At 58.3% G+C, this 18,391-nt stretch carries 12 protein-coding genes; 2 read left to right on the top strand and 10 right to left on the bottom strand.

The window, feature by feature from the left end:
• Positions 1–25: 25 nt before the first annotated feature.
• The 5 genes from miaA to HX851_RS21960 are packed head-to-tail and all read right to left on the bottom strand — an operon-like array spanning position 26 to position 5,698.
• Positions 26–1,006 (bottom strand): tRNA (adenosine(37)-N6)-dimethylallyltransferase MiaA, encoded by a 981-nt coding sequence (gene miaA / locus HX851_RS21980; protein ID WP_177062746.1) that lies wholly within the window; start codon positions 1,004–1,006, stop codon positions 26–28.
• Positions 1,006–2,925, bottom strand: coding sequence for a DNA mismatch repair endonuclease MutL (gene mutL / locus HX851_RS21975; RefSeq protein ID WP_370590547.1), 1,920 nt, complete (start codon positions 2,923–2,925; stop codon positions 1,006–1,008). The genes miaA and mutL overlap by 1 nt, the downstream gene beginning before the upstream one ends.
• The gene (locus HX851_RS21970) at positions 2,922–4,361 is read right to left on the bottom strand and encodes an N-acetylmuramoyl-L-alanine amidase (RefSeq protein WP_218170754.1); all 1,440 of its coding nucleotides are present in this window, start codon (positions 4,359–4,361) and stop codon (positions 2,922–2,924) included. The genes mutL and HX851_RS21970 overlap by 4 nt, the downstream gene beginning before the upstream one ends.
• Before the next feature lie 3 nt (positions 4,362–4,364).
• Positions 4,365–4,850 (bottom strand): tRNA (adenosine(37)-N6)-threonylcarbamoyltransferase complex ATPase subunit type 1 TsaE, encoded by a 486-nt coding sequence (gene tsaE / locus HX851_RS21965; protein ID WP_369680918.1) that lies wholly within the window; start codon positions 4,848–4,850, stop codon positions 4,365–4,367.
• Complete coding sequence (locus tag HX851_RS21960) at positions 4,838–5,698, bottom strand: NAD(P)H-hydrate dehydratase (RefSeq protein WP_177064505.1); 861 nt, start codon at positions 5,696–5,698, stop codon at positions 4,838–4,840. Before HX851_RS21960 ends, tsaE begins: the two co-directional genes overlap by 13 nt.
• 63 nt (positions 5,699–5,761) lie before the next feature.
• Between HX851_RS21960 and queG the strand changes: the two genes are divergently transcribed.
• Positions 5,762–6,844, top strand: coding sequence for a tRNA epoxyqueuosine(34) reductase QueG (gene queG / locus HX851_RS21955; RefSeq protein WP_177064503.1), 1,083 nt, complete (start codon positions 5,762–5,764; stop codon positions 6,842–6,844).
• A gap of 27 nt (positions 6,845–6,871) precedes the next feature.
• Here queG and HX851_RS21950 read toward each other — a convergent pair whose 3' ends face one another.
• The 5 genes from HX851_RS21950 to orn form a co-directional block, all read right to left on the bottom strand.
• A complete protein-coding gene (locus tag HX851_RS21950; protein WP_177064501.1) occupies positions 6,872–8,728 on the bottom strand; it encodes a hypothetical protein in 1,857 nt (618 codons plus the stop codon).
• Positions 8,729–8,740: 12 nt separating this feature from the next.
• Entirely contained in the window at positions 8,741–11,758 is a 3,018-nt protein-coding gene (locus HX851_RS21945; protein ID WP_177064499.1) for a hypothetical protein, read from the bottom strand.
• A 53-nt stretch (positions 11,759–11,811) separates the two neighbouring features.
• Positions 11,812–15,795: a hypothetical protein gene (locus HX851_RS21940; RefSeq protein WP_256262785.1), complete on the bottom strand. Its 3,984-nt coding sequence runs from the start codon at positions 15,793–15,795 to the stop codon at positions 11,812–11,814.
• A 199-nt stretch (positions 15,796–15,994) separates the two neighbouring features.
• Entirely contained in the window at positions 15,995–16,609 is a 615-nt protein-coding gene (locus HX851_RS21935; protein ID WP_177062844.1) for a trimeric intracellular cation channel family protein, read from the bottom strand.
• Positions 16,610–16,693: 84 nt separating this feature from the next.
• Positions 16,694–17,236 (bottom strand): oligoribonuclease, encoded by a 543-nt coding sequence (gene orn / locus HX851_RS21930; RefSeq protein ID WP_177062751.1) that lies wholly within the window; start codon positions 17,234–17,236, stop codon positions 16,694–16,696.
• Between the two features lie 110 nt (positions 17,237–17,346).
• On the opposite strand from orn, the gene rsgA reads away from it, so the two are divergent.
• Positions 17,347–18,378, top strand: coding sequence for a small ribosomal subunit biogenesis GTPase RsgA (gene rsgA / locus HX851_RS21925; RefSeq protein ID WP_177062752.1), 1,032 nt, complete (start codon positions 17,347–17,349; stop codon positions 18,376–18,378).
• Positions 18,379–18,391 lie beyond the last annotated feature (13 nt).

The raw sequence follows: 18,391 nt of genomic DNA, 5'->3' as shown, positions 1-18,391 counted from the left end.
AAGGATAGACGGCAATTGCAGGGACTCAGCCCAATATGGAGATCGTCCCAAGGTATTTCAAGGCGCGTGGCAGATTGTCGCAATCCAGGCTGTCCAGCCAGTGTAAATCAGCCCAGCTGCGTAACCAGGTGAACTGGCGCTTCGCCAATTGGCGCGTGGCGATGATGCCCCGCTCCTGCATTTCGGCTGACGTCAGCTTGCCATCCAGATGATCCCAGACTTGTCTGTAGCCTACAGCACGTATAGACGGCAACCCGACATGCAAGTCACCTCTCCTACGCAGGGCTACGACCTCGTCAATGAATCCCTGTTCCAACATTTGTGTGAATCTTTGTGCAATTCGGTCATGCAGGACCTGGCGGTTTGCCGGAGCAATGGCCAGGTTCGCCACAGTATAGGGTAATTGCGGCCGTCCCGAAGCGGCTGCGTCAGTACTTTGCGCAGATTGTCGCTGCCGATGGAGCGTCATGCTCGACCCGCTGACCCGATAGACTTCCAGTGCCCGGCTCAATCGTTGCGGGTCATTGGGGTGGATGCGCGCCGCCGACTCCGGGTCGATATTCGCCAGTTGCTCGTGCAGGGCTTGCCAGCCAAGGCGCGCAGCCTCTTCTTCAATCTCCGCGCGGACCTGCGGATCAGCCGCCGGCATATCCGCCAGGCCTTCGAGCAAAGCCTTGTAATAGAGCATCGTACCACCGACCAGCAGGGGAATTTTGCCCCGCGCGGTGATCTCGGCCATGGCCGTCAGTGCATCAGTGCGGAATTGCGCGGCCGAATAGCTCTGCGCGGGATCGAGAATGTCGATCAGGCGATGCGGAAACTGTGCCAACAGCGCTTTCGAAGGCTTGGCGGTACCGATGTCCATGTCCCGGTAAACCAGGGTAGAGTCGACGCTGATCAGCTCGCAGGGCAGGACCTTGGTCAATTCGATGGCCAGGTCGGTCTTGCCGGCCGCCGTCGGGCCCATAAGGAAAATGGCAGGGGGTAATGCCTTGGAACCCGTCATCAGCGACCGCGCAGGAAAAGTTTGTCCAGATCGTCCAGGCCCAGCTGGGTCCAGGTCGGACGACCGTGGTTGCACTGGCCGCTGCGCTCGGTGTTTTCCATATCCCGCAGCAGACCGTTCATTTCCGGCAGGGCCAGGCGTCGGTTGGCACGAATCGCACCATGACAGGCCATGGTCCCGAGCAGCTCGTTCAGGTGCGCCTGGATACGATCACTGGTGCCGTACTCCATCAGGTCCGCCAGCACATCCTGTACCAGCCGGTTGGCTTCAGCCTGCTTGAGCAGGGCCGGAATCTGCCGGATCGCCAGGGTTTCCGGACCCAGGCGCTGCAATTCGAAGCCCAGCCGCTGGAACCAGCCGACATGTTCCTCGGCGCAATCGGCCTCGCGCTGGCTGACCGCCAGGGATTCGGGCACCAGCAGTGGCTGGCCGCTCAGGCCCTCGCTGGCCATGGCGATCTTCAGGCGTTCATACATGATCCGCTCATGGGCGGCGTGCATATCTACCAGCACCAGGCCCTGGGCGTTCTCGGAGAGAATATAGATGCCCTTGAGCTGCGCCAGCGCATAACCCAGCGGCGGAATATCGCCCTGGCCCTCGGGCAGGCTTGGTACGCCGGCCTCGGGCAATGGCGCGAAGAACTCGCGGTAGACACCCTGAGTTTCTGCCGCCGGCGGCATCTGCGTCGACTGTGGACGGTATTGATACTGATAACCGGCGCCGGAACCCGAGCCGGCAGGCGGGGGAAACGACGGCGAAGGCTGCGACTGCGGCTGTTCGAGCAGGTGGGCGGCCAGGCGCATTTCGCCCTGGGGACCGAACTCGCCCGCTTCGAGCCCGCTCGGACGCACGATACCGGTCACCGCCGCCGGTGCCGCCAACTGGTCTTCCGGACGCACATCGCCGAGGGCGCGGTGCAGGGTGCCGTAAAGGAAGTCGTGGACCATGCGCCCGTCACGGAAGCGCACTTCGTGCTTGGTCGGGTGCACGTTGACGTCGACTACCGAAGGGTCGACCTCGAAGAACAGCACGAAGGTCGGATGCCGACCGTTGAACAGCACGTCGCGATAAGCCTGGCGCACCGCGTGGGCCACCAGTTTGTCGCGCACCGCGCGGCCATTCACATAGAAATACTGCAGGTCCGCCTGGCTGCGGGAGAAAGTCGGCAGGCCGACCCAGCCCCACAGGTGCAGGCCATTGCGCTCGACTTCGATCGGCAGCGCCTGTTCGAGGAACCCCGCACCGCAGACCGCCGCCACACGCCGGGCGCGGGCCGCATCGTCATGGGCCTCGTGCAGGCTGAGAATGCTCTTGCCGTTATGACGCAGGTGAAAGGCCACATCGAAGCGGGCCAGGGCCAGACGCTTGATCACTTCCTGCAGGTGATCGAACTCGGTCTTCTCGGCCTTGAGGAACTTGCGCCGTGCCGGCGTGTTGAAGAACAGGTCGCGCACTTCCACCGAAGTGCCCACCGGATGGGCCGCCGGCTGCACCCGGGCATCCATGTCGCGGCCTTCGGTTTCCACCTGCCAGGCCTGGTCGGCATCACGGGTCCGCGAGGTCAGGGTCAGGCGCGCCACCGAGCTGATGGACGCCAGGGCTTCGCCACGAAAACCCAGGCTCATCACCCGTTCAAGGTCTTCCAGGTCACGGATCTTGCTGGTGGCATGCCGTGCCAGGGCCAGCGGCAGGTCATCGGCGGAGATACCGCTGCCGTCGTCACGCACCCGCAACAGCTTGACCCCGGCCTGCTCGACGTCCACGTCGATACGCCTGGCACCGGAGTCCAGGCTGTTTTCCAGCAACTCCTTGATCACCGAGGCCGGGCGCTCGACCACCTCACCGGCGGCAATCTGGTTCGCCAGCCGCGGGCTGAGCAGCTCGATACGGGCGCGGTCGTTCAGGATGGCATCGCTCATTGTTTGGCCGCCAGTTCAGCACCGGGAATGGTCAGGTTCTGCCCCACCTTCAACTCGTCGCTGCTCAGGTTGTTGGCACTGCGCAAGGTTGCCGCCGAGACCTGGTAGCGTACGGCCAGCATGGCCAGGGTCTCGCCCGGCGCCACGCGGTGGTCGCGCGGGCCTTCGGCGATCTTGCCGGAGTCACGCAGCCAGGCGATGTAGGTGCCCGGTGGCGGGTTCTGCTGGAAGAACTGGCGAATGCCGGCACTGATAGAGCGTGCCAGGGCCTGCTGGTGGTTCGAGGAAGCCAGCTTGGACGCCTCGTTGGAGTTGGAGATAAAGCCGGTCTCGACCAGGATCGACGGGATATCCGGCGATTTCAGCACCATGAACCCGGCCTGCTCCACACGCTGCTTGTGCAGCGGCGTGACCCGGCCAATGTTGCTCAGCACCTTCTGGCCGACGTTCAGGCTGGAAGTCAGCGAGGCAGTCATCGACAGGTCGAGCAATACCCCGGCGAGCATCTTGTCCTTGTCGTCGAGGCTGACATTGCCGGCACCGCCGATCAGGTCGGAACGGTTTTCACTGTCCGCCAGCCAGCGCGCGGTCTCGGACGTGGCGCCGCGGTCGGACAGGGCGAATACCGAGGCACCGAACGCCGCGGCGGACGGCGCGGCGTCCGCATGGATCGAGACGAACAGGTCGGCGCCTTTCTTGCGGGCGATCTCGGTACGTCCACGCAGGGGAATGAAGTAGTCGCCGGTGCGGGTCAGTTCGGCACGATAGCCCTTCTGGCCATTGACCTGGCGCTGCAGTTCACGCGCGATCGACAGTACCACATCCTTCTCGTGCTGGCCGCGTGAGCCGGACGCCCCCGGGTCTTCGCCACCGTGACCGGCGTCGATCACCACGATGATGTCGCGTTTACCGGCCGGAGCTGGCGGCAGTTTGATGGCCGGCTCCGTCGGCGTCACCGGCACCGCCGGCAGGGTCGCCACGCTTGGCGCCGGGTTGGACGCAGGGGTCGGCGTCGGTGCGGCATCCGCCGGATTGTCGAACAGGTCGACCACCAGGCGATTGCCGTACTGGGCGTTTGGTGCCAGGGTGAAGCTTTTCGGGGTAACGGCTTTCTTCAGGTCGACCACGACCCGCAGGTCGGTCGGCGTGCGCTGGGCGGCGCGGACACTGGTGATCGGCGTATTGGCCGTCGGTACGTTCAGCGGGCCGGCCAGGGTCGCGCCATTGATATCGATCACCAGGCGATCAGGTGCAGTCAGCGTGAAGACACTGTGCTGGACGGTGCCGGACAGGTCGAACACCAATCGTGTGTTATCCGGGGCTCGCCACAGTCGAACACTCTTGACCTGTGTCGCCGCTACGGCGTCGACGGCCAGTGCCGTAAGTAACAGTCCTACGACAGCAACCAGCGCGCGAATGCGCATACCAAACCCCATCATTTATTTGAATTCCATTGCCAACGCGGCATACCAGGCCTCGCCTCGCGATCCCTGGAACAACAGACACAACGAACGCCCGCCATTATGCGGGCTAATGGTAATGGTCAGGTCGGGCTTTGGCAAAAAGCCTGCACCTTTGCCGGGCCACTCCACCAGACACAGGGCATCGTCTTCGAAATAGTCGCGGATACCGAGGTATTCGAGTTCCTCGGGATCGACCAACCGGTAAAGATCGAAATGGTAGGCACGAACTTCAGCGAATTCGTACGGCTCGACCAGGGTAAAGGTCGGACTCTTGACCGCTCCGACATGCCCCAATCCACGAATGATCCCACGCGACAGGGTGGTCTTGCCCGCGCCCAGGTCGCCCTCAAGGAAAATCACCCCGACGCCGGCGGTCACTTCGGCAATTTTCCGGCCAAACGCCACCATGCTTTCTTCGTCAGGCAATTGAAGGGTCAGCTTCGCAAGGGTTAGTTCAGACACGGCGATTGCTCCTCCAGCAACTGGCGAATGGTTGGAATCAGGTCACTGGCCGCCAACCCACGGCCGTTTCTGCCTTGTAGCTCGCCGGCACCGGCATGCAGCCAGACCGCCAGGCAGGCCGCCTCGAATCCCGCCAGCCCCTGGGCGCGCAAGGCGCCGATCAGGCCGGCGAGGACATCCCCCAGCCCGGCCGTGGCCATGGCCGGATGACCACGTTCACACAGCGACAGTCGTCCATCCGGCGCGGCAATCAGGCTACCGGCGCCCTTGAGCACGCACACCGCCTGGTATTTCCCGGCCAAGGCCCGCGCCGCGCCGGCACGATCCGCCTGCACCTGCGCTGTCGACCAGCCCAGCAGGCGCGCAGCCTCGCCCGGATGCGGGGTGAGCACACAATCAGCCGGCAACAGCGCCTCCCCCGTCGCCAGCAGGTTCAAGGCATCGGCGTCCCAGACCTGCGCCACCGCGGTATTCGCGGCCAGCGACAACAGGCTGCGGCTCCAGGCGAACTGCCCGAGGCCAGGACCGACCACCAGCACCGTGGCCTGCTCAAGCACGCCCATCAACTGATTGGCCGACTCGACGCCGACCACCATCACTTCCGGCAGGCGCGCCAATGCCGCGGCCACGTGTTCCGGTCGCGTCGCCAGGGAAACCAGCCCCGCCCCACCCCGCAGGGCCGTTTCGGCACTGAGCAGGATCGCACCGCCGAAACGCCGGTCACCACCGATCAGCAACACGTGCCCGAACTGGCCCTTGTGGGCGTCCGGCTGACGTGCGGGAAGGCTCGGCAAAGTGTCGAGTGTCAGTGACTGAATAGCGGGAAAAGGCGGTTTAGTCTGCGGCATGCGTCGTTCGGCTCTGATGTCTGGCAGAATTATACGCATCAAAGCCTAGGTTTCTCCTGTCTCATGCCTGTAAATAGCGTCGACCTTCCCGCTCTAGCGCAATCCATCAAGGAATGGGGCCGCGAGCTGGGCTTTCAGCAAGTCGGCATCGCCGGCGTCGAACTGGGCGAGCATGAGCAGCACCTGCAACGCTGGCTGGACGCCGGCTACCACGGCGACATGGACTACATGGGCGCCCACGGCAGCAAACGCTCGCACCCCGACGAGTTGGTGCCCGGAACCTTGCGCGTGGTGTCGTTGCGCATGGACTACCTGCCCGGCGACACGCAAATGGCCCAGCGCCTGGGGCAAGCGGAAAAGGCCTATGTCTCGCGTTATGCCCTGGGACGCGACTACCACAAGCTGATCCGCAAGCGCCTGCAACAACTGGCCGAACGCATCCAGCAGGTCATCGGTCCGTTTGGCTATCGCGCCTTCGTCGACAGCGCCCCGGTGCTGGAAAAGGCCATTGCCGAGCAGGCCGGGCTCGGCTGGATCGGCAAGAACACCCTGGTGCTCAATCGCAAGGCCGGCAGCTATTTTTTCATCGGCGAACTGTTCGTCGACCTACCGCTGCCGGTGGATGCCCCCCACGCCACGGAACATTGCGGGCGCTGCACGGCGTGCATGGATATCTGTCCGACGGCGGCTTTTGTCGGCCCCTATGTGCTGGACGCGCGGCGTTGCATCTCGTACCTGACCATCGAGCTGAAAACCGCGATCCCGGAGGATTTGCGCCCGCTGATCGGCAACCGGGTGTTCGGCTGTGACGATTGCCAGATCGTCTGCCCGTGGAACCGTTTCGCCCGCGCCTCCGATGAGAGCGACTTCAAGCCCCGGCACAGCCTGGACAATGCCGGGCTGGCCGAACTGTTCCTGTGGGACGAAGAAACCTTTCTGAAAAACACCGAGGGCTCGCCGCTGCGCCGGGCCGGTTACGAGCGCTGGCTGCGCAACCTGGCGGTCGGCCTGGGCAATGCTCCGTCGACGATTCCGGTACTTGAAGCACTCAATTCCCGCCGGGACTATCCGTCGGACCTGGTCAGGGAACATGTGCAATGGGCACTGCATCAACATGCTGACCGCGAAAAGCAGTCCGGTCCTTGACCCCCTACAACTTGCGCAGAGGCCCGCCTAGACTTTCAGGGATCTTTTATATTGCGCGACCAGAGTCTCAAGCGAACCCGAAAAACTTAGATGGGCCAATGTCTTTGCATTGTAATCCTTGTCAATCTTGTTCCCCGCTGTCAGCAATCCCTCACGCTGCCACAATGCAACGCTCCAGAGGCTCAGATCCTTGAGCGAGATCATTGGCCCCTCATCGCCGCCACTCCCCACGCCGAGCGTCAGAATGACTTCATCAATGGTTTGATTTTTTTGGGACTCCGCCTGGCCGGTCGCATGAGAAACCGCATGAGTCAAAGAAGCGTCCAACGCAGTGGAAAGATCACTGTCAGCGCGCGCAACAAACAGATTGAAGGCCTTTCGATCGTCACTCAGGGAAAGCAGCAGGAAGCAGGGGAAACCGTTCAGGCCTATCGCACCGTGGTCGTTGCCCTGGCCGTCGGTGAAAACCATTTGCTCCTCATAACTCAACTCGCCGTTCGCCGAATCAACCTGCATTCGCCTCAGAATCTGAATGGCGAACACGGTGCTGCTCGCAGGCGCGGAGGTTCTACAGGTAAGGACACCGATATCGGCCCGACGGGTATAAAGCGTCTTCTTGTCTTCGTTCAGCTTGAGCTGAAGCTGACTCATCGTGGCCTTCAGTTGCCCCTCGACCACAAAATCGGACACTTCCAGCTGCCCGACGAAATGCGCAAACCTGTTCGCCAGGGTGCTGGTCCTGATCGTGTCCACGAGGGCTCGATCTTTATAGTGAGCGCCGGGCACAAAGGGCTCAGCCGGATCAAAACGCTCGACCTCCTCCACGATCCTTTTAAAGTCCAGACCGTGCTTGCGCCTTGAGAAGACAGCTTCTGATTTATTCCATGCGTCAATCAACGAGGTCATTGTCTGGACTTCAGACACTCCCGCGTCTTTCAGCAACAGATTCAACATGAAACTGCCAGAGGCGCCATGACCTGCCGAAGGCGTCAGGGAAAGAGAGCATTTGTTCCTGAGTGCATCAAAGCAGAGCCCTTGAGTCGACTCGATGGTGAAATGAGCGTTTTCCACGGAGCAAAGCGGATCGCTGCCCAGTGTTTCCCAGCGATTTTTTTGCAGTGGGTAATAGGCAGACAACTGCTCCAGGGGTAACTGTCGGTATCCAAAACACTTCAATTGCCGTGCTTTTTCTTCCAGATAATCCCTGAAGTTTTCCTCGCCCTCAGGCAGGGGATTACCCACCCAGGCCGCCGCTCTCTTCAGGCGCAAGGAGTGTCGGCCATTCTTGATGTCCACGGGAATGGTATTGAACTGGAACTCGCTGAAACCAGAAAAAAAATCCCTGAACGCATCACCGAAATCCCCCAGGGTATAAGGTGCCTCGCCGGTCTTTCTGGTATTCCACACCTTGACTGTCGAGAGGCCATTCCTGGTTTCCAACTTGATGACACAAGGATCCTCATGGGAAAGCATCAGCGCTTCGGCTTTTCCCGAGACCATCCGGGTCGCAACTTTAACCGCACTTCTGTTACGCCGGCTTGCCGATAGAACTTCTCCCTCCTGGTTTTCCTCCCAGACCCTGAGCATCAGGTACAACTGATCGTTCAGGCAGACCAATGTAAAGCTGCGGCCTAACCGATAGGAGAACACCCTTTCATCGGCAGCATCCTGTCGCTGCTCAAGAACATGATGATCTTCTTTGTCTTCGCCCATCCAGATATTCGGCTTGGCGACAAGGCTAGCGGAATCGGCATCATGGGCCTGCCAGACGGCGTTGACAGCGGTAAACTCAAACGTGAACGCATAGTCCTTTTCTCCATAAAAAGGACACGCCACCTTATGGCGATCTTCGTTCATCTCGAATAACTTGGCTTGCGCAGACATCAGGGACTCTCCTTATTCCTTTTCGACCACGTCATACTGTTTTATCTGATCTTTCAGATACGCCTTCGAGTGCTCGTCCTCGACAACCCTATCGGCCAGTTGAGCAAACCCTCGTTGAAGAGCCGGTGCCGGCAAGACAGACTGGAGCCGATAGGTCTCTTCACGCTGACTTGATTCCGACAGCCGCAAGAATTCCAGCAACTGATCGGCGCTGAACATTCCCTCCTCAAGCAGCAGGCTGAGTCGGTTTTGCGCGGCACGCGGCCACGCCACAACGCCTTTCAGGCAAATCGTCAGCAGATAGGTTTCGGCCTCCAGGAAAAACAACAGGTCGTCGTCCTTTATCTGCGCCGTTCTGAAACTGACACCGGCCGCTGAAACAAAATTGATCGCCTGTTTTTTTGTCGACAGGAAGAGCACTTTGTCCCCGCCCAGCGCGCTGGAAATTTCAATGGTATTTCTGTAGCCATTGGCGATCACATTGTCGGTGCCCCCCTGGTCGAGGTAGAAGAAGTTCTCGGGCAGATTGCCGACCAATTGAGTCTCGCGCTTACCACCATGCAGGTAGGCCACGTCGCCACGCGCGATCAGGATATCCTGACCGTCATCACTGGGATAAAGCGGCGTATTGGGTTTCCCCAGAATACTGTTTCGCAAAACGTACTCGGTCTTGTCGCTCCAGCGCCGGAGAACGGTTTTCTCACCCAGCGCCTCACGACTGAGATCAACTTGTCGCCGCCAATGAATTTTTCCGTCGTTTGGTGACACTTCCAACACATAAATTCGATCCCTTATCTCGATTTCCAGAAACTCGCCAATCGGCTCCTTCAAGAAATTGACCAGCGTCAACGAACCCTCCTTGAGCGCTGCCCGGCTGCCCTGCAACCTGGCCAGGACCGCCGGCTCCCGGGTCGCCGCCAGTTCCTTTCCAGGATCGACCAACAACGCCCACTCCAGAACGATACTCCCCCAGCGCTCATCCTCCGGCCCCGGGACCTGTATCACCACGTTCTCCAACTCGACCCCGATGAGTTTCAGGCGAGAGGGCGCCAGGCTCCTCTGGAGGTCTTCCTCAGCGGCGAAATCAAAGGTGGTGTGGGAGTCCCACATCAGATAGATCGTATTCGGTGAGCCGCGACCTTGAACCCTGCTGCGCCCCTGCCCGATATACAAGGTGTTGGAGAAAAGCGGGTCCAGCTCATAGACATGATTGCCTTTCAGACAGGGGATATAGGTATACGGGTTGAACCTGCCCTCAACGGCCAGAAAATAGGGCGCGTCATAAGTGCCACCGTCAAACTCCCTTTCCGCGCGATAGGTGTAAGGTGAAGGCATCGCCGAAAGGGCGTCTTTTCTCATCCAGATACAGAGCACCAGCACTTCCACCCCGCGCCACCAGGAGAGCGGCTCTTCGATGCTGTTTCGCGTCAACCATGGCGTGCTGAACAGCTTTCTTCCCGTTTTCGAATAGCCGTGGACAGAGACCTTCCCGGCAACCGTTTCGGGAAAATTTCCGCCCATGCGGACATCTTTCGCCATCCGCTCAAAAGAGAATGGAATGGCGGTATAGGCCAAGGTATGTTCTGCAAGAAACGCCTCAAGGCTGGAACCCTGGAGCACAGGCGCTATATCCAACCCCTCGTAGGGAAGATCCAGCCCCTGGGTAATAGCGGCAAAGGTCAATTTTCTATCGAAATAAAAATCGACTCTGGAGAAAAATATCTGATCCGTTTTTATCGAGGAAAAAGGATCTTTGAGACTGATTCGATAATAACAAACCGAATTATTTTCCTTTAATGGATCCTTGATATCCATTTCGAAAAAATACGGATCACCCTGTGTATCCAGACTCAACAGCCGCCTCGAAGCAACGTCTTCGATGACCTTTCTGAAATGGCAGCGGCCAACGTAGTGTTCCTCGCTTAGCGGTTTATAATCCGCGCCGAACATCTCATACGAGAAATTGGCGACCTCCGCTGGCGCCTGCTCAAAATACACCAACCCCTTTATGCGCAAAAACGATTTCTTATCGAGATAATCGACGGAAACGAGCGACGCCATGTCAATCAGCAGTTCGTGTTGTGTCTTTTTAACCGACGCCGAAAGATCAAGAGGCTGAACGCTGTTATAGCTCGTCTCACTGCCTGAATCATAAAACACCCTGAACCGGGGAAAGTCTACATTCAAGTACTTGAACAGGCCTTCGCCATTCAGCAGGCACTTCATTTCCAGAAAGTCGAGGGTATGGGCTTTATTGATGGTCTTCATATCGAGGGTCTGATGGCTCGAAGCGCTGACCCGGACCTGCAGAAAGTCCTTTTTTTCATCCTCCAGAGCGTCGATCCGAGCGCCTCCATGCGTGGTAATACGGTAGGAAAACTGGATCGAACTCAAATTGAAGGCCGAGGTTGGCACACCCGGCAGCAGCACGAAGCCTCTTGATTGGCTGTTTTTTATCTCCGCGAAGCTCAGGTAACCCGTAGTCGGGTTAGTCGGTAGCCCGTCATGCCGGGTCAGCCTGATTTCGTAACTGACAATGGCATCACGCAGGTACCGATCGAGATCCGCTTCCCTTTGTGCGTTGAATATCAGTGTTGTCGAGTCATACGGCCGGCTGGCCGCACTCCCCAGCATGACAGGCTGGTTATTGCCTGGAACGAGCAGTTCCGGCAGGTCCATTTCCAGGACGTTGTATAAGCGCTTCCCGTAATACAGATCAGGATTCAAGGTAATGGTTTGATTCTGCAGAACAAGCTTTAAATTGCTTTCTATATTCTTTCTTAAAGTCAATTCATCGTGCTTGACTTCAGTGACAAAAAAATTTCCCTCCAAGGAAATCTTCACCTTGGCTTGATCACGATCCTCCACCGTAAAGGATTGTTTCTTGACGGGTGTTACCCGTGGATCCAGTTGCGTGGTGATATCATAATACCTCAACGAAGTATCCGTCAGGATCAACTCGACCTGTTCCAACTTGGAGTCCGTCGCGGCAGCATGACCGGTAATCCTTACTACCTTCCTGTCACTCATCACTTGTATTCCCTTAAAGTGCTCGAACTTTATTGATAACGTCAGGCTTTCACCTAGACAGAAACCGCAAAACCGCTGACCGAGGCCTGCAGATCGATATCGCAGCGGCTGACTTCCCGTCTCAGCAACAACAGAGAGTGCCCCGTCGAGTTTCTCAGCGTGATCCGCGCGCCCTCGCCCACCACCGCCATCACCGGGTGCGTCTCCCCGCTCTTGAACTGGATATGCGCGGGCAGTTGAACGGTCCGCACCACCTGCTCCAGCGCGCAAGCGCTGTGATCATCGGCATTCACCAGGTCGAGCCGGAACGTGCTCTTGCCCTTGAACTTGATGAGCTCCAGCGAGGACCGCGACAAATCCAGTTCCGCCAGCGTCTCGCGGCCCTGCCCGGACAGGTCCAGGCTCACTTGCGGCAACTTCTGGAACAGCTCTTGCGGGACAACCAGTTCCGCCCAGCCGCCAAAGTTCGAATCAAGGTCCTTTGACGTCATCACGCTTTTCTTGAACTGCAGGGTGTAGGGCGTCTCGGGATGCAGATTGACCCGGTATTTATTGAGAGCCCGCTCCTGCGGCGACTCTCCCGCCGCCCAGCCAAACGGACTGGCCTCCAGCAGCAGATGAGGGGTGGCGCCGAACAGCAGGATCGTCGGGATCGGTCCGAAATCCAGCACCTCCAGCCGCGTGTTCGGCGTGGACGGCATGCTCACCATCAACTTGCGCGCCCGCGCCCGGCGCCGCAGGTACCAACCCTTGTAGACCTGCTCGGTCTTGTCCTTGCCCCTGGCATCCGCCCAGGACTTCAGCTCATTCGCCCTCAGCCCCAACGGTGACAAGGTATAACCCCGAGGCTGCTGGCGCAGACTGGCACCCTGGCTGATCGAGCCGATGTCCTTGAGCGGATTGGTCTGATCCGTGTCGTCCGCATCGTTGATCATAGGTGTCAGCAGCAGATCGATGCCCTCATCCCGCAAGCCCATGAACAATTGATCCGCCGCCTGGCGCATCTGCTGCTGGGTGAGGATGCCGTGCAGCGTCGAAGAGCCGAACAGGTTGCCGAAGAACAGGCCGACTTTCTCGTCCCAACGATAGTTATCCAGTTGTGAGAGGCTGACGATGGCATTCAAGAGAATATTCACCACCGCCAGGGCCATGCCAACAAGAACCAGGGCAACCCCGACGCCCGGCACACCGATCAGGATAAAGCCCGCCAGGCTAACGCCAAACGAGGCGGCATCGATCACCGTCATGGTGATATACAGCGCCTGCTCTTCGACCGTCTTCGCCAACCGCGCGCCTTCGACGTTGCGATACAGGCTGACCGCCGTGAACAGCACATCAAGAGGCAACAGTACCTTGTTCATCTTGAAGAACAGCTGATCCAGCCGCGGCTGCCAGAGTGCTCGCGACGCACTGGAAGCCAGGCGCAAGGCCAGCGCCGGCCCGACATCGGTGGTGAAATCAAAGACCCCCTTGACCACCGCCAGCGAATCGCTGGTGGTGAACAGGCCCGACTTCACCGAGGAAAAATCGAGGTGAAAGGGTTGGGTACGAAAATCCGCAAAAACCCCGAAAGCCCCCAGCAAGCGACTGGAGCCAGTGGCCAGGCGCGCAGTGGTTTTCAGGGTAGCGGGCGACAGTTGCTTTTTCTCGATACTGGCCTTGGTGCGAGCGAGATGGTCCTGGGTCTCTTGCAGGTTTCTCAGCGAACGGGAGCCATTGAGAAACGGCTTCTTTTTGTTCAGGTTGCCTTCCAACCGGTTCATGGCAGGAAGGATCCTTGTTTCGTCGCCAGCCTCCAGCAGTCTCCGCAGCTCTCGTGTCGATATCCCGAGCTGTTCACTGCCCAGGAGGCTCTGCCGCAGGGCAGTGTCCACCGTGATCATGTCCGGCTGCGGGGTGGCCAGTTGAAACGAATGGAACTCGCTCGGAGCAAACTGTATAACCGGATAGTTCTTGAAAAACCGACTGGCCGCGAAATCAATATCGATACCCGTCATCGCCCGATAGTCCTGCTTATCGAGTACGAAGAGTTTTCTATAGGCAATCTTGTAGCGGCCTTCAGTGCTCGGTACCGGGGCGCCACACAACCTGAAGATCAGGTCAGTGAAATGCTTTATCTTCTCAGGCCCGTGGGGATCATAGGGGTCAATCAGGATTTTTACTTTCGTCTCGTTATAAGCCTTGTAACCCGCGAGGAAATCACGCTGATCTCTTGCAGATTTCAAACTTACCAGAAAACCAATCATTTTCCGGACTGTTTCGACTTCACCGACTGGCAACAACCCCGACTCTCCGGCTATGGAGGAAATCGCCACCAGCTTCTGGATATCGCCAACCGCTTCAGGAAAATTGTCTTTGATCAGCTGAGCACACCCGGAAAAACCTGTTTTCCGCAGCTCAAATGCTTTTCGTGTAAAATCAGTGACAATATCCAGTGTCGCCTTATCGATATAATCTTCATTGGTTATAATCCGCTTTACCCCTAGAACATGCGTACTCCTTAAATAGTCCACAAATGAAAGATTATTCGGATCGACCGAAGTAGAGGAAAAATCAAAATTTTCGCTGATCGCCACCTGAATTTGCGAAGAATGATCGATGAGATGCCTGAACGCTTTGAGTACATGTCCCGGAAAAGCAAGATGCTGCTCTTGCCATGTACTCGACCGAGGGCGGCCGAGCAGCAACTGCGAAGTCAATACCAGAGACGCCCTAGGGCTGTAAATAACCAGCACATTGGGAATTCTATCTCTTCCAAAATAAGACAACGCCCTTTGCAGCAGAAGACATGTAATATGCGTAGCCAGCGCTTGAGAAACATAGCAGGCCTGAAAATTGAAAGCCTTTAATTTTCCAAACCCCGTTGATCCATAGGTGGCGAGCATATTACTGTACAACCAATCCGCAACCTTATCCGGATAGCCGGACAAACGCCTTTCTATATCATTTCCATGTGCTATAACGTTGACAACCCCGTCAAACGCGACGCCTTCCACTGCCGTGGCAGAGTATTTTATGACCAGATCATTATTGCTGATCGAATAGTCAGCGCCCAGCTCCAGATAATAACGTCCACCAGGCCTCAGTATATTACCCAGCGCTCGCCGCCTGAATTGATCGAACTCACCATGAATATTGACCAGCATCGTATGCCAGGCGGCGGAGCCTTCGTTGGGCAACGTAAGAAGGATTTGCGTCATGCGCCGCGTGCGTAACGCATTCAATTGACGGAACCCGGCAAACAGGGCCGGCGGCATTGATCCGAGATTCATCGACAACAAGAAATTGGAAAACTCTTGTCTTGTATTGATACGTCCTTTCCAGCGTGTGTAATATCGGGAAATCAAACGCATGCTTGCAATGGAATCGGGACTTTGCGCCGCAATCGCCTGATAAAGTTTGATATCGGCAACATCGTCCCCTACCAACAGATTCAACGTGTGCTCGACGGCGCGTGTGCGCCGAGTTCCTGTATCCGAGACCGCGAGGCTGACCAGACTCACACCCTGAAAGCTTCTGGCTTTCGCTTGTGCGACCCCGAATTGATAGAGAGAGACCAAGCCTTTCAGAAAATCCAGCTCGGCTTTTTTACCCCTGAAATTTTCGCCCTCTGGATTGGCCATGGCGATAAAATCCTGGGCCAGGACCAGGTTTGCCTGATGCTCGTCGACAGCCCCCTCCTTTATCAAGTTGGATTTTAGTTGCGCATAAGAGGCTGCCAACTCTCCATCCATGTCGCCCCACAGAGAAAAGGACGATATATCCCGAACAAAATCAAATACAAATTCATCTCGAAAGCATGGATAAATAATACGCTGCTCATTCGCACCCTGCGTATATATTGCTCCCAAGGTATAGACCCTGCCACCTTGGACTGCACGTATTTCCTGACCTTCCAGATACAGAGCAGGAAAACGGACCTTATATTTCTCCAGAACACGTTTTATTTCAGAAAGGTACGCCATGCCATCTTGACTCAATGCATCGCCAGACATCTCATACCGATTCAGATCATAATCGAAAAGCAATACATTCATATAACTGACCCGCCCTGCACAATCATGCATGGAGGGAGGAAACCAGACAGAAACGCCTCAGACATTGTAATATCCTTATCACTACTGATGAGTCACAAGGCTACTCGCTGTCCTTTTCAAAAGAAAAACGCAATTTATTAATCGAATCCTGCCCGTTCAGATCAACAATAAGGCTTTAAACAGTAGATATATATGCCCACTAGGCTTCGTCATTATAAACGAACTTCGGCATTTCCCAGTGAAAACGAATCGCCAGAAGGCGCAGCAGAAAACCACCGAACAAGGTGATCAGGATCGCCTGTTCACTGGGCAGTTGCCAATAAGTACAGCCCAGGAAACACCAGGCGGCGGCAAAAGAGACGCTGGCATAGAGTTCGCGGCGGAAGACCAGGGGAATATCGTTGCAGAAAATATCCCGCAACACCCCACCAAACACCCCGGTGATCACCCCGCTGACCGAGGCCACCATCATGCCCTGGCCCATCTCCAGGGCGGTGAGGCAGCCGATCAGGGTAAAGGCCACCAGGCCCAGGGCGTCGAGCACCAGGAACAGCGAGCGCAAGTGGCGCATCAGTGGCGCGATGAACACCGTCACCAGCGCCGCGACCGAGGTCAACACCAGATATTCCGGGTGCTTGACCCAGGTCAGCGGGTAATGCCCCAGCAGCACGTCGCGCACCGAGCCGCCGCCGAGCGCGGTGACGCAGGCGATCAGCACCACGCCGAACCAGTCCATGCCACGGCGTCCGGCCGACAGGGCGCCGGTCATGGCTTCAGCGGTAATGGCGACGAGGTAGAGCATCAGCAACATGATGGCGATCCGTGCAGGAGAAGGCCCGCAGTCTACTGACTTGCGCCGCGCCCCAAAAGAGCGCAGCGCGGTAAGCACCGATACGGATCAGAACTTGATGAAGTGCTTGCGGTAGTGCTGCAACTCGGCGATCGACTCGCGGATATCGTCCAGCGCCAGGTGCGTGCTGCCCTTCTGGAAGCTGTCACGCACGTCCGGTGCCCAGCGTGCGGCCAGTTCCTTGAGGGTCGAGACATCCAGGTTGCGGTAGTGGAAATAGTTTTCCAGCGCCTTCATATGGCGAGCGAGAAAGCGCCGATCCTGGCAGATGCTGTTACCGCAGATCGGCGACTTGCCCTTGGGCACCCAGTGCTCCAGGAAAGCGATGGTCTGCGCCTCGGCCTCGGCCATGCTGATGCGGCTCTCGCGCACGCGCTGGGTCAGGCCCGAGCCGCCGTGCTGACGGGTATTCCACTCGTCCATGCCGGCCAGCACCGCATCGCTGTGATGGATCGCGATCACCGGGCCCTCGGCCAGGGTATTGAGGTTGCTGTCGGTGACGATAGTCGCCATTTCGATGATGACGTCGGTGTCCGGGTTCAGGCCGGTCATCTCCAGGTCAATCCAGATCAGATTCTGTGGGTTTTGCATGGGTTGGCTCCTCGGCGTAGCCGCACAGTTTAGCGCAGGCCGCGCTTGCCGGGCGTGCTAAACTCGCGACCGCTTGCTCCTCCCCGCCGATTCAACGACACGGAACACCCATGGCCAAACGCCAGCTCAACCGCCGCCAGAACTGGCGCATCGAAAAGATCCAGGGCGAACGCGCCGCACGCGCCGCCAAACGCGAATCCCAGGCCGTCGAGGCACTGGAAGGCGGCGACCTGGGCATCGAGCAGACGGGCCTGGTGATCGCCCACTTCGGGGTGCAGGTCGAAGTCGAGGCACTGGAAGGCGAGCTCAAGGGCCAGGTATTCCGCTGTCACCTGCGGGCCAACCTGCCGGCACTGGTGACCGGCGACCAAGTGGTCTGGCGTGCCGGCAACCAGGGCATCGGGGTGATCGTCGCGCAACTGCCGCGTACCACCGAACTGAAGCGCCCGGACAGCCGTGGCCAGCTCAAGCCGGTGGCGGCCAACGTCGACATGATCGTGATCGTCTTCGCGCCGCTGCCCGAGCCCCATGCCAACCTGATCGACCGTTACCTGGTGGCGGCCGAGCATGCCGGTATCCGCCCGTTGCTGCTGCTGAACAAGTTCGACCTGATCGACGAGCACAACGCCCCGGCGCTGAACGCACTGCTGGCGGTCTACCGGCAACTGGGCTATCCGCTGCTGGAAGTGTCGGCCCATCATGGCAACGGCATGGAACAGTTGCAGCACCAACTGGACGGGCGCATCAGCGTGTTCGTCGGCCAGTCCGGGGTCGGCAAGTCTTCTCTGGTCAACAGCCTGCTGCCCGAGGTGGACACCCGCGTCGGCCCGCTCTCCGAACTGTCCGGCCAGGGCACCCATACCACCACCACCGCGCGGCTGTTCCACTTCCCCGGCGGCGGTGAACTGATCGACTCCCCGGGGATTCGCGAATTCGGCCTGGGGCATGTCAGCCGCGCCGACGTCGAAGCGGGCTTTATCGAGTTCAACGACCTGATCGGCACCTGCCGCTTCCGCGACTGCAAACATGATCGCGAACCCGGCTGCGCCCTGCTCAAGGCCCTGGAAGACGGTCGCGTGCAGCAACAGCGGATGAACAGCTACCGCTCGATCATCGCCAGCCTGCCGCAAGACAGCTACTGAATCCTGTCGAGCA

It is taken from the genome of Pseudomonas gingeri, from assembly GCF_013385635.1.
Taxonomy (GTDB): Bacteria; Pseudomonadota; Gammaproteobacteria; order Pseudomonadales; family Pseudomonadaceae; genus Aquipseudomonas; species Aquipseudomonas gingeri_A.
This window is presented reverse-complemented; position numbering and strand designations above follow the sequence as displayed.